The following is a 14,446-nucleotide window of genomic DNA, read 5'->3' on the forward strand; positions in this document are numbered from 1 at the left end:
GCCGAACTCACCGTCCGCGACCTCTTCGAAGCCCCCACCGTCACCGGACTCGCCACCCGCCTCCACCACGCAGCCGGAGCACGCACCGCACTCCAGCCCATGGAACGCCCCCACCACATCCCCCTCTCCCACGCCCAACGACGCCTCTGGTTCCTCCACCAACTCGAAGGACCCAGCCCCACCTACAACGTCCCCATGACCCTCCGCCTCACCGGCAACCTCAACACCACCGCACTACGCCACGCCCTCCACGACCTCACCCAACGCCACGAATCCCTCCGCACCGTCTTCCCCGAAACAGCAGGCACCCCCTACCAACAGATACTCGAAGGCGACGCCGCCCAACCCGTGATCGAGATCGTCACGACCCACCGCGACCAGGTGGCGCAGCAGGTGGCCGAGGCCGGGCGCCATGCCTTCGACTTCGTGCATGAGCTGCCCATGCGGGTGTGGCTCTTCCGGACGGCGGCGGATGAGCATGTGCTGCTTTTGCTGGCTCATCACATCGTCAGCGACGGCTGGTCGACGGACCCGCTCGCCCTTGACCTCTCGGTGGCGTACGCGGCGCGGTGTGCGGGGGAGGCTCCGCAGTGGGAGCCGCTTCCGGTGCAGTACGCCGACTACACCCTGTGGCAGCGGCAGATCCTCGGGGACGAAGGCGATCCGGCGAGCCTGATCTCCGGTCAGATCGATTACTGGCGCAAGCAGTTGGCCGGTATTCCGGACCGGCTGGAGCTGCCCACCGACCGGCCCCGCCCGGCCGTGGCCGGCTACCGGGGTGAGGACGTCGCCTTCTCCTTCGATGCGGAGCTGCACGAGGGGATCACCCGGCTGGCGCGGGAGCGCCGGTCGACCGTGTTCATGGTGCTGCAGGCGGGTCTTGCCGCGCTGCTGACGCAGCTCGGCGCGGGCACCGACATCCCGATCGGCTCACCGATCGCCGGGCGCACCGACGATGCCCTCGACAACCTCGTCGGCTTCTTCGTCAACACCCTCGTCCTGCGTACCGACACCTCCGGCGACCCCACCTTCGCCGAGCTGGTGGACCGCGTACGGGAAACGGACCTGGCGGCCTACGCCCACCAGGACGTGCCCTTCGAACGCCTCGTGGAGATCGTCAACCCGACCCGTTCCCTGGCGCATCACCCGCTCTTCCAGGTGATGCTCGTCCTGGCCAACACGGCCGAGGGTGACTTCACGATGCAGGGGCTGGAGGTCTCCGATGACGACTTCAGTGCCTTCGCCGCGAAGTTCGATCTGACCTTCCACATCGCCGAGCAGCACACACCGGAGGGTGCTGCCGACGGGATGACGGGCGCGCTGGAGTTCGCGACGGATCTCTTCGACCGGTCCACCGCCCAGCAGCTGGCCGCCCGCCTGGAACGCCTGCTGCGCACGGCCGTGGCGGACGCCACCCGCCCCCTGACACAACTGGACGTGCTCTCCGACCAGGAACGCCACCAGCTCCTCGTCGAATGGAACGACACCGCACACCACACACCCGCCACCACCCTGCCCGACCTCTTCCAGACACAGACAGCACGCACCCCGCACGCCCCCGCCGTCGAACACGGCACCACCACCCTCACCTACACCCAACTCAACACCCGCGCCAACCAACTCGCCCACCACCTCCTCGCCCAAGGCGTCGGCCCCGAAACAGTCGTCGCCCTCCACCTCCCCCGCTCCACCGACCTCGTCACCGCCCTCCTCGCCGTCCTCAAAACCGGCGCCGCCTACCTCCCCATCGACCCCGACCACCCCACCGACCGGGCGGCGCGGATGCTGCAGAGCGCGTCGCCGGTGTGTGTGCTGACGCACGGGGAGATCGACGGGCGACTGCCGCGGACACCGGAGGCGGTGCGGCTGCTGCTCGACGGTCCGCAGACCGCCGGCGCACTGGCGGGCCGGCCGGAGACGGATCCCACGGATGCCGACCGCCGCACCCCGCTGCTGCCGTCCCACCCGGCGTACGTGATCTACACCTCGGGCTCCACCGGCGTCCCCAAGGGCGTCGTGATGCCGGCGGGCGCGATGGTCAATCTGCTGGCGTGGCATGCGCAGGCCGTTCCCGGCGGGCCGGGACGCCGGGTGGCGCAGTTCACCGCCGTCGGCTTCGACGTGTCGGTGCAGGAGACCCTTTCGGCACTGATGCACGGCGGCACCCTGGTCATCCCTCCCGACGACATCCGCCGCGATGCCTCGGCGTTCGCGCGCTGGCTCGGCGAGAACGAGATCAGCGAGCTGTACGCACCGAACCTGGTGATCGACGCGGTGGCCGAGGCCGCCGCCGAGCAGCAGTCGGAGCTGCCGGCGCTGGCCGAGATCGCCCAGGCCGGTGAGGCGCTGGTGCTCAGCAGGCACCTGCGAGACCTGTACGGCCGGCAGCCGCGGCGGCGGCTGCACAACCACTACGGGCCCACCGAGACCCATGTGGTCACCTCGTACTCACTGCCGGCCCAGGTCGCCGACTGGCCCGCCGTCCCTTCGCTGGGCCGGCCGATCTGGAACACCCAGGTCTTTGTGCTGGACGCGGCGCTGCGTCCGGTGCCGGTGGGCGTGCCCGGTGAGTTGTACCTCGCCGGTGCACAGCTGGCCCGCGGGTATCTCCACCAGCCGCGGCTGACGGCCGAACGTTTTGTGGCCAATCCGTTCGGTGCGCCGGGCCGGCGCATGTACCGCACCGGGGACCTGGCGAGATGGCGCGGCGACGGCCGGCTCGAATACCTCGGGCGGGCCGACGACCAGGTGAAGGTCCGGGGCTTCCGGATCGAGCCCGGTGAGATCGAAACCGTGCTGGCTGCGCATCCGTCGGTGGGCCGGGCCGCCGTGGTCGTCCACGGGGAACAGCCGGGCGGCAAGCGGCTGGTGGCCTATCTCGCGCCGGCCGGCGAGGCGGCGGATGTCGCGGAGCTGAAGGACTACCTGACCGGGCGGTTGCCCGAGTACATGGTCCCGTCCGCTTTCGTGGTGCTGCCGGCGCTGCCGCTGACACCCAACGGCAAGCTGGACCGGCGGGCGTTGCCGGCCCCGGACTTCGCGGCGGCGGCCACCTCGCGGGCACCCAGGAACCCGGCGGAAGAGGCCCTCGCCGCGATCTTCGCGGCGGTGCTGGGTCTGCCCCGGGTCGGTATCGACGACAGCTTCTTCGACCTGGGCGGCCATTCGCTGCTGGCCACGAAGCTGATCAACCGGGTGCGTACGGAGATGGGTGTCGAGCTGTCCATCCGGGCGGTGTTCGAAGCACCGGCAGTGGCGGCGCTTGCCGAGCGTGTTGTCGGGTCGAAGAAGAGAGCACGGCCCGCGCTGCGGCCGATGCCGAGGTCTGGGAAGTAATCATGATTCCGCTGTCATTTGCCCAACGTCGCCTGTGGTTCCTCCAGCAGTTCGAGGGCCCCGGCGCCACCTACAACCTGCCGATGCTGCTGCGGCTGACCGGCGAACTGGACGTCGACGCGCTGCGCCGGGCGATAGCCGATGTGGTCGAGCGCCACGAGAGCCTGCGCACGGTCTTCCCGGAGACCGACGGCAGCCCCTTCCAGCAGGTCCTGGCCGCCGAGGAGGCCCGGCCGGTCGTCGAGGTCGTCAAGAGTGCTCCCGAGACCCTGGACGCGTCGCTGCGGGAGGCGGCCGGCCACGCCTTCGACCTGAAGACCGAGACTCCGCTGCGGACCTGGCTGTTCGAGGTGGGGCCGCGCTCGCACGTCCTGCTGCTGCTCGCCCACCATGTGGCGGCCGACGGCGGGTCGCTGGCTCCGCTGATCCACGACCTGTCGGTGGCGTACACCGCGCGGCGCGCGGGCGGGGCACCGCAGTGGGAGCCGCTGCCGGTGCAGTACGCCGACTACACCCTGTGGCAGCGCGAAGTCCTCGGCGACGAAAACGACCCGGACAGCCTGATCTCCGAGCAGGTCGGTTTCTGGCAGGAGACGCTGGCGGGACTGCCGGACCAGCTGGAGCTGCCCACCGACCGGCCCCGCCCGGCCGTGGCCGGCTACCGGGGCGACAGCGTCGCACTGTCCTGGGACGCCGCTCTCCATGCGGGGCTGACGCGGCTGGCGCGCGAGCACCGGTCGAGTGTGTTCATGGTCGTGCAGGCGGCGCTGGCGACGCTGCTGACCCGGCTCGGCGCGGGCACCGACATCCCCATCGGCTCACCGATCGCCGGACGCACCGATGACGCGCTGGAGGACCTGGTCGGGTTCTTCGTGAACACCCTCGTCCTGCGTACCGACACCTCCGGCGATCCGACCTTCGCCGAGCTGCTGGCACGCGTACGGGAGACCAACCTGGCGGCCTACGCCCACCAGGACGTGCCCTTCGAGCGGCTCGTGGAGATCGTCAACCCGACCCGGTCCCTGGCGCGGCACCCGCTGTTCCAGGTGATGCTGGTGCTGCAGAACAATGCGAAGGCCGCGCTGGAACTGCCCGGACTGCGGGTCGACTTCGACGGCGTCGACACCAAAGTGGCGAAGTTCGACCTCTCCTTCGACCTGGAGGAGCGCCTCGGTGACGCGGGGGAGCCCGAGGGCATCGATGTCGATGTCGAGTTCGCCACGGAGCTGTTCGACCGGGAGACGGTCGAGGCGGTCGTGCACCGTCTGGAGCGGGTGCTGCGTGCGGTGGTGGACGATGCGTCGCGGCCGGTCGGGGAGCTGGAGGTGCTCACCGGCCAGGAGCGCGAGGCACTGCTGACCGGCTGGAACGACTCGGCGCGCGAGGTGCCGGCCGCGACGCTGCCGGAGCTGTTCGAGGCGCAGGCCGCGCGGACGCCGCAGGCCACCGCGGTGCTCGGCGCGGATGCCGGGTTGTCGTATGCGGAGCTGAACGCGCGGGCCAACCGGCTCGCCCGGTCTCTGCTCGGCCGCGGGGTCGGGCCGGAGAGTTATGTGGCGGTGGCGCTGCCCCGCACGACGGACCTGGTGGTCGCGCTGCTGGCCGTGGCCAAGACCGGTGCGGCCTATCTGCCCGTCGACCCGGACTACCCGGCCGACCGTATCGACTACATCCTCTCGGACGCGCGGCCCGTCTGCGTGCTCGCCACCGAGAGCACGGCGGCGAAGCTGCCCGTGGACGCCGGGGCGCTGGTGGTGGTCGACGGCGCGGCGCACCAAGCCGCGCTCGCCGCCCTGCCGGCAGCGGACCTGACGGCGCAGGAGCGTCCGGGCCGCCCCTCGCCGGAGAATCCGGCGTACGTCATCTACACCTCGGGGTCGACGGGCCGCCCGAAGGGTGTGGTGGTCTCGGCCGGCAACCTGCGGAACTTCCTGTCGGCGATGCAGGAGTGTGTCGCGCCGGAGCCTTCCGACCGGCTGCTCGCGGTCACCACGGTGGCGTTCGACATCGCGGGCCTGGAGCTGTATCTGCCGCTGGTCTCCGGTGCGGCGCTGGTGCTCGCCACCTCTGAGCAGGTGCGCGACGGTGCGCTGCTCGCCGGGCTGGTGGCCTCGGCCGGGGTGACCGTCATGCAGGCCACTCCCTCGCTGTGGCAGAGCCTGGTCGCCGAGCGCCCGGAGGCCCTGCGCGGGCTGCGGATGCTCGTCGGCGGCGAGGCCCTGCCCACGCCGCTGGCGCACCGGATGGCCGGGCTGGGGGCGAGCGTCACCAATCTGTACGGGCCGACGGAGACGACCATCTGGTCGGCGGCCGCGCGGGTGGGCACCGACGGCGCCCCGCCCATCGGGCGGCCGATCGGCAACACCCAGGTGTATGTGCTGGATGCCGGGCTGCGGCCCGTGCCGGCCGGTGTGCCGGGTGAGCTCTATATCGCCGGCCACGGTGTGGCGCGTGGCTACCGGGGGCGGCCCGATCTGACGGCGGAGCGCTTCGTGGCGAATCCGTTCGGTGCACCGGGTGCGCGGATGTACCGCACCGGTGATCTGGCGAAGTGGCGCGCGGACGGCCTGCTGGAGTTCGTCGGCCGGGTCGACCACCAGGTGAAGGTCCGGGGATTCCGGATCGAGCTGGGTGAGATCGAGGCCGCCGTCGCGGCGCATCCGGCCGTGGGACAGGTCGTGGTGACGGTGCGGGAGGACCGGCCGGGCGACCGCCGCATCGTCGCCTATGTGGTGCCGGCCGGGGACGGTGCGGCGCCGGACCCGGCGGCCTTGCTGCGGGCCGCCGCCCGGACGCTGCCGGAGTACATGCTGCCCTCCGCGTTCGTGGTGCTGGACCGCTTCCCGCTGACGCCCAACGGCAAGCTCGACCGGCAGGCCCTCCCCGCCCCGGACTTCGCTCAGCCGGGCGGCCTCCAGGAGCCCCGCGATGCGCGGGAGGAGATCCTGTGCGGTCTCTTCGCGGAGGTGCTGGGCCTGGAGCGGGTCGGGACCGAGGACAACTTCTTTGCCCGGGGCGGGCATTCGCTGCTCGCGACGCGGCTGGTCAGCCGGGTCCGTACGGTCTTCGGTGCCGAGCTGGCGGTCCGGGACCTGTTCGAGGTCCCGACGGTGGCCGGGCTGGCCGGGCGGCTCGACGGCGCGGGGGACGCCCGCGCGGCGCTGGTGCCGGTGGCGCGGCCCGAGCGGGTGCCGCTGTCGTTCGCCCAGCGCCGGCTGTGGTTCCTGCACCAGTTGGAGGGGCCGAGCGCCACCTACAACGTGCCGCTGGTGCTCCGGCTGACCGGCACGCTGGATACCGGGGCGCTGCGGGCGGCGATGGCGGATGTGGCCGGGCGGCACGAGTCCCTGCGCACCGTCTTCCCGGACATCGACGGCACGCCGTACCAGCGGGTGCTGGACGGGGCGGCGGCCCGTCCGGTGGTCGAGGTCGTGGCGACCGAGCCGGACCGGGTGGACCGGCAGCTGGCCGAGGCGGCCCGGCACTCCTTCGAGCTGACGGCCGAGGTCCCTTTGCGGGCCTGGGTGTTCACCACCGCGGCCGATGAACATGCCCTGCTGATCCTGATGCACCACATCGCCAGCGACGGGGCCTCCCTCGCGCCGCTGATCGACGATCTGTCGCTGGCGTACGCGGCGCGGTGCGCGGGCACGGCACCCCGGTGGGCTCCGCTGCCGGTGCAGTATGCGGACTACACCCTGTGGCAGCGTGCGGCGCTGGGCGACGAGGACGACCCGCAGAGCGTGCTGTCCGGCCAGATCGACTTCTGGCAGCGGACACTCGCCGGGCTCCCGGACCAGCTGGAGCTGCCCACCGACCGGCCCCGCCCGGCGGTGGCCGGATACCGCGGTGACGCGGCCGAGTTCAGCTGGGACGCGGAGCTGCACGAGGGGGTCGCGCGGCTGGCACGGGAAACCGGGTCGAGTGTGTTCATGGTGCTGCAGGCGGGTCTTGCCGCGCTGCTGACCCGGCTGGGCGCGGGCACCGACATCCCGGTCGGCACACCGGTCGCCGGGCGCACCGACGATGCCCTCGACAACCTCGTCGGCTTCTTCGTCAACACGCTCGTTCTGCGTACCGACACCTCCGGCGACCCCACCTTCGCCGAGCTGGTGGACCGCGTACGGGAAACGGACCTGGCGGCCTACGCCCACCAGGACGTGCCCTTCGAGCGGCTGGTGGAGGTCGTCAACCCCGTACGGTCAACGGCGCACCACCCCCTTTTCCAGGTGATGCTCGTCCTGCAGAACACCGAAGAGGCCTCGGTCGAACTGCCGGGGCTGCAGGCCGGTATGGAGGATGTGAGCACGGGTACCGCCAAGATCGACCTGGCCTTCAACATGGAGGAACTCCGCACCGTCGAGCGGCCGTTCGCGGGGCTGGCGGGAACGGTGGAGTTCGCGACGGATCTCTTCGACCGGTCCACCGCCCAGCAGCTGGCCGCCCGCCTGGAACGCCTGCTGCGCGCGGCCGTGGCGGACGCCACCCGCCCCCTGACACAACTGGACGTGCTCTCCGACCAGGAACGCCACCAGCTCCTCGTCGAATGGAACGACACCGCACACCACACACCCGCCACCACCCTGCCCGACCTCTTCCAGACACAGACAGCACGCACCCCGCACGCCCCCGCCGTCGAACACGGCACCACCACCCTCACCTACACCCAACTCAACACCCGCGCCAACCAACTCGCCCACCACCTCCTCGCCCAAGGCGTCGGCCCCGAAACAGTCGTCGCCCTCCACCTCCCCCGCTCCACCGACCTCGTCACCGCCCTCCTCGCCGTCCTCAAAACCGGCGCCGCCTACCTCCCCATCGACCCCGACTACCCCACCGACCGCGTCAGCTACATGCTGGCGGACGCCGGTCCGGTCGCCGTGGTGACGAACGGCGCGACCGCCGAGCGGCTGCCAGGGGCCGGGGTGCCCGTGCTGACCGTGGAGGACTCCGTCGGCAGCGCGGCACACGACCCCACGGATGCCGACCGGACCACGCCGCTGCTGCCGGCGCACCCCGCCTACGTCATCTACACCTCCGGCTCCACCGGGCGCCCCAAGGGCGTGGTCGTCGCGCACAGCGGGATGGCCGGCTTCGCCGCCGACAAGATCGAACGCTGCGGGGTCGAAGCGGGCAGCCGGGTCTCACAGTTTGCCTCCCCCAGCTTCGACGCCTCGGTGCTGGAACTGTGGCTGGCGCTGCTTTCCGGCGCCTGCCTGGTGATTCCGCCGGCCGGTCCGTTCGCCGGTGAGGCGCTGGCGCAGGTGCTGGAGGAGCTGCGGATCAACCACGCGCCGATGGCGGCGGCGGCCCTGGCGAGCATGCCGGCACGGGCGCTGCCGGAGCTGCGTTCGCTGGCCGTGGGCGGTGACGCGTTCACCGGAGAGGTCGTCGCCCGGTGGGCGCCGGGCCGGCGGATGTTCAACGGGTACGGCCCGACCGAGGCGACGGTGTGGGTGACCTCCAGCGCCGCGCTGACCGAGCCCGTCGCCCCGCCGATCGGCCGGCCGGTGCGCAACACGCAGGTCTATGTGCTGGACTCGGCGCTGCGCCCGGCCCCGGTCGGGGTGGCGGGCGAGCTGTATCTCGCGGGCAGCCAGCTGGCCCGTGGATATCTGCGCCGGCCCGGACTGACCGCCGGGCGCTTCGTCGCCAATCCCTTCGGGGCCGCGGGCGGGCGGATGTACCGCACCGGTGACCTGGTCAAGTGGCGCGCCGACGGTGAGCTGGAGTTCCTGGGCCGGGTCGACCGCCAGGTCAAGATCCGGGGATTCCGCATCGAACTGGGCGAGATCGAGAACGTTCTCGCCGCACACCCCGCCGTCGGGCAGGCAGCCGTCATCGTGCGGGAGGACCGTCCCGGGGACAAGCGGGTCGTCGGCTACGTCGTACCGGACGAGGACGGCGGCCGGATGGACGTCGGTGAGCTGCGGACGTATCTGTCCGGGCAACTGCCCGACTACATGCTGCCCTCGGCGTTGACCGTGCTGGAGACGCTGCCTCTGACGGCCAACAGCAAGCTGGACCTGCGGGCGCTGCCGGCGCCGGACTTCGCCGCGGTGGCCGGCTTCGAGGCGCCGCGCACACCGAAGGAGGAGACGCTGTGCGCGATCTTCGCCGAGGTGCTGAACCTGTCGCGGGTCGGGGTCAACAGCAGCTTCTTCGAGCTGGGCGGCGACAGCATCCTGTCGATCCAGGTCATCTCCCGGGCGCGTAAGCAAGGCATCGCGCTCACCGCGCGGGAGATCTTCCGGCACCAGACGGTGGCGGCGCTCGCGTCCCTCACGGCCGGACTTCCGGCCGTGGCCGCCACCGACCCCGACGCCGGGATCGGCACTCTGCCGCCGACACCCATCATGCACTGGCTCCGCGAGCTGGACGCGCCGGTGGACGGCTTCAACCAGTCGATGATGTGGCAGGTCCCGGCGGACCTGGGAGAGCGGCGGCTGACCGCGGCGGTTCAGGCCCTGCTCGATCACCATGACGCCCTGCGTCTGCGGGTGACCGGCGTACCGGCGGCGGACGCCGCATCCGGCGCCCCGGGCTGGAGCCCCGAGGTCATGCCCCGGGGCAAGGTGGCGGCCGAGGACTGCGTGCGCCGGATCGGCGCGGAGGGACTGCGCGGCGAGAGCCTCGCCGCGCTGATGGCCGCGGAAGGCGACCGGGCCGTGGCGCGGCTCGCACCGGGCGACGGTGCCATGGTGCAGGTGGTGTGGTTCGACCGCGGGGCCGAGCCGGGCCGGCTGCTGCTCGTGCTGCATCACCTGGTGGTCGACGGGGTGTCCTGGCGCATCCTGCTGCCCGATCTGATCGCCGCCTGGGAGGCGGTGGCGGCCGGAGCGCAGCCGGCGCCGGAACGTACCGGGACGTCGCTGCGCGAGTGGTCACGGCAGTTGACGGCCGCCGCACAGCATCCGGACCGGCTCGCCGAACTGCCGGTGTGGAAGGAGATCCTCCGCACCGAGGAACCCCTCATCGGCGGCAGGGCGCTGGATCCGGGCCGGGACCGGGGAGACACCACCCGCTCGCTGACTCTCACCCTGCCCTGCGAGATCACCCGGCCGCTGCTGACGAGTGTGCCCGGCGCATTCCACGCCGGAGTCAACGACATCCTGCTCGGCGCCCTCGCGCCGGCCGTCCTCGAATGGCGCCGCCGCTGGGGCACCGCCGGCGGCCAGGTGCTGGTCGATCTAGAGGGGCACGGCCGGGAGGAGATCATTCCGGGCGCGGATCTGACCCGTACGGCCGGCTGGTTCACCAGCATGTATCCGGTCCGCCTCGACCCCGGACAGTACGACCGGGCCGATGTCCGGGCGGGCGGCGCCGACCTGGGCCGGATCGTCAAAAGAATCAAGGAACAGCTGCGGGCCTTCCCCGACAACGGAATGGGCTTCGGCATGCTCCGCCATCTCAACCCGCGGACCGCTCGCGAGCTGTCGGGCCTCGGCAGACCGCAGATCGGCTTCAACTACCTGGGACGGTTCGCCGCCTCCGAGGAAGCCGCGGTCCAGGACTGGGACATGGCACCGGACGCGACACTGCCGTCCGGTCACGACCCGCGGATGCCGGTGACCCATGCCCTGGTCGTCAATGCCGTGACCGAGGACCACGCCGACGGCCCCCGGCTCTCCGGCACATGGAACTGGCCCGAGGGCCTGCTGTCCGAACAGGACGTGCACGACCTCGCCGAGAGCTGGTTCGCCGTTCTGACGGCACTGGTGGCCCACTGCGAAGACCAGGGCGCCGGCGGACACACACCGTCCGACCTGTCCCTGGGGTCGCTGAGCCAGGACGAAATCGACGAACTCGAAGCCGAATTGGAAATGCCGTGAAGACTCAGTCCGCACTCGAGGACGTCCTGCCGCTCGCACCGCTGCAGGAAGGGTTCCTGTTCCACGCGCTGTACGACGGGCAGGCCCCCGACATCTACCACGTGCAGCTCGTCCTCCGGATCGAAGGGGACGTGGACACCGCCGTGCTGCGGAAGTCCGTGGACACGCTGCTGACCCGGCACGCCAATCTGCGGGCGGGCTTCCGCACCCGCAAGAACGGCCGGCCGATCCAGGTGATCCACCGTCAGGTGCCGGTCCCCCTACGGGAGATCGAACTTGCCGGAACCGGGGAGACGGAGCGCGAGGCAGAGCTGGAGCGGTGGCTCGCCGCCGATCGCGCGGAGCGCTTCGACCTGGCCAGGCCGCCACTGCTGCGGCTGAGCCTCGTACGCCTCGGCCACCAACGGTACTGCCTGGCCCTGACCAGCCATCACATCCTCCTCGACGGCTGGTCCACCCCCCTCCTGCTGGACGAGCTGTTCACCCTCTACGCCCAGCAGGGCAGCCCCGCGGGCCTGCCCAGGGCCACGCCCTACCGCGACTATCTGGGATGGCTCGGCAAGCAGGACCTGGCCAAGGCCGAACACGCCTGGCAGCAGGCTTTGTCGGGCCTGGACGGACCGACCCGGGTGGCGGACACCGCGGAGCGGACCCCGGCACTGCCCGAGCGCGTCCGGCGTGAGCTGTCCGCGGAGTTCACGGCCGAGCTGACCGCCGCGGCCCGCAGCCGCCGGCTGACGATGAACAGCGTGCTGCAGGGCGCCTGGGCGGTGGTGCTCGCCCAGCTGACCGGGCGGGACGACGTGGTGTTCGGCACGACGGTCTCCACCCGTCCGGCCGAACTCCCCGGCTCCGACGCGATGATCGGGCTGTTCATCAACACCATCCCGGTACGTGCCCGGCCGGCCCGGGACCGGTCCTTCCTGGACAACCTGGCCCGGTTCCAGGAGGAGCAGAGCGCGCTGCTGCCCCACCAGTACCTCGGCCTGGGCCGGATCCAGCAGCTGGCGGGGGCGGGTGAACTCTTCGACACCACCACGGTGTTCGAGAACTATCCGGTCGGTGCCGGCGATGACGACGCGCCCGTGGCGGGGCTCCGGCTGACGGAGGCCGACGGCCGCGACGCCACGCACTACGCCCTGAACCTGGTCGGTGACCAGCTGGGCGGCCAGTTGACCCTGCGGCTCGACTACCGCGCCGACCTGTTCGGCCGGGAGACCGCGGAAGCCATCGTGGCCCGGGTGCACCGGCTGCTCGAATCGGTCATCACCGAACCCGGCGTCCCGCTCGGCCGGATCGACCTGACCCACGCCGAGGAGCGCGGCCCTCTCACCGCCGGGAACGACACGGCGCACCCGGTACCCGCGACGACGCTGTCCGCCCTGTTCGAGGCCCAGTGCGCCCGTACGCCGCAGGCCACGGCGGTGGTCTGCGAGGAGACCGCCCTCACCTACGCGGAGCTGAACGAGCGGGCCAACCGTCTTGCCCATCTCCTGACCGCCCGGGGCGCCGGCCCGGAGCGGCTCGTGGCGCTGGCACTGCCCCGCTCTGCGGAGATGATCGTGGCGCTGCTCGGCGTGCTGAAGAGCGGAGCGGCCTATCTGCCGCTGGACCCCGGCCATCCGCAGGACCGGATCGCCTTCACCCTCGCCAACGCCGCCCCGGACATGGTGCTCACGACCACCGGCTCGGCTGCCGTGACGGCCGGCGCCGGGATCTCGCAGCTGCTGCTGGACACCGCCGGGACCCGCGAGTTGCTGGCCGCGCAGCCGGCCACCGCGCCGTCCGGCCCCGGGGCCGGACCCTCGCACCCGGCGTACGCCCTCTACACCTCGGGCTCCACCGGCACCCCCAAGGGCGTCCTGGTCGAACACCGCGCCCTCGTCAACCACATGTCCTGGATGACCGACGCCTTTCCGCTCGACGCGCACGACATCGTCCTGGCCCGCACCGCGCTCACCTTCGACGCGTCGGTCTGGGAGATCTGGCTCCCGCTGCTCAGCGGCGCCACGCTCTGCGTCGCGCCCGAGGCCCTCAGCCGCGAGCCGGAGCGGCTGCTCGCCTACATCCGGCGGCACGGCGTCACCGTGGCCCAGTTCGTGCCTTCCCTGCTGGCTGTGGTGGCCGGTGCGACCGGTATGACCGGTGCGGCTGGTGTGACCAGTGATGCTGGTGTGACCAATGATGCTGGTGATTCCGGTGAGGTAGAACCCCTGCCGCTGCAACGGGTCTTCGTCGGCGGCGAGCCGATTCCGCCCGCCCTGGCGGCACGGACGGCCGAGTCCTGGGGGGTGAGCGTGCACAACCTCTACGGGCCGACCGAGTCGACCGTGCAGATCACCACCCATGCCTTCGACCCCGGCGCGGACACCGGTGTGGTACCGGTCGGCCGCCCCGTCTGGAACACCCGGGTCCATGTCCTGGACTCCGCACTCACCCCCGTTCCGGTGGGCGTACCGGGCGAGCTCTACGTCGCGGGCGACCAGCTGGCACGGGGGTATCTGGGCCGCCCGGACCTGACGGCGGGGCGGTTCGTCGCCGATCCCTTCGGCGCGCCGGGGACCCGTATGTACCGTACGGGCGACCTCGTGAAGCGGCGCGCGGACGGGCTGCTGGAGTTCGCCGGCCGCGCCGACGACCAGGTGAAGATCCGGGGCCTGCGCATCGAGCCGGGCGAGATCGAAGCCGTGGTCACCAGCCACCCCCAGGTACAGCAGGCGGCTGTCGTCGTCCGCGAGGACCGGCCGGGGGACAAGCGGATCGTGGCCTATGTCGTCCCGGCCGAAGGCACCGACACGGCACGGGCCGGCCTGCGGGAGCACGCCGCACGGATCCTGCCCGACTACATGGTCCCCTCAGCCTTCGTCACCCTCGACGTCTTGCCCCTGACGCCGAACGGGAAGCTCGACCGGCGTGCGCTTCCCGCCCCCGACCTCGTGTCCACGACCGCTTCCCGGCGCCCGCGTGACCCCCGGGAGGAGATCCTGTGCGGTCTCTTCGCCGAGGTCCTGGGCGTGGAGCGGGTCGGCGCCGACGACAACTTCTTCGACCTCGGCGGACACTCGCTGCTCGCCATGCGTCTGATCAGCCGGGTCCGTACCGTCCTGGGAGTGGAACCCGCGGTCCGGGACCTGTTCGAGACACCGACCGCGGCCGGGCTGGCCGGCCGGCTGGATCAGGTGGCCGGGGCGCGTGCGGCGCTGGTGCCGGTGGAGCGCCCCGAGCGGGTGCCGCTGTCGTTCGCACAACGCCGGCTGTGGTTCCTGCACCAGCTGGAA

Annotated in this window: 3 protein-coding genes; all 3 read left to right on the forward strand. The window is 71.8% G+C overall.

The features are described 5' to 3' along the window. Window positions 1-3,336 (forward strand): non-ribosomal peptide synthetase (locus tag ACWGJY_RS36070; RefSeq protein ID WP_453265123.1); only part of this gene is annotated, 3,336 nt, incomplete at its 5' end. Between the two features lie 2 nt (window positions 3,337-3,338). Next, window positions 3,339-11,168, forward strand: coding sequence for an amino acid adenylation domain-containing protein (locus ACWGJY_RS36075; RefSeq protein ID WP_453265124.1), 7,830 nt, complete (start codon window positions 3,339-3,341; stop codon window positions 11,166-11,168). Further along, window positions 11,165-14,446, forward strand: a 3,282-nt coding sequence (locus ACWGJY_RS36080) for a non-ribosomal peptide synthetase (protein WP_453265125.1), incomplete at its 3' end; no start/stop codon positions are given. The genes ACWGJY_RS36075 and ACWGJY_RS36080, both read left to right, overlap by 4 nt.

The sequence above is a fragment of the Streptomyces sp. NPDC054765 genome, from assembly GCF_053612065.1.

Coding starts and splice junctions, on each gene's coding strand:
- ACWGJY_RS36075 (WP_453265124.1), top strand. CDS start 3,339: ATGATTCCGCTGTCATTTGCCCAACGTCGCCTGTGGTTCCTCCAGCAG.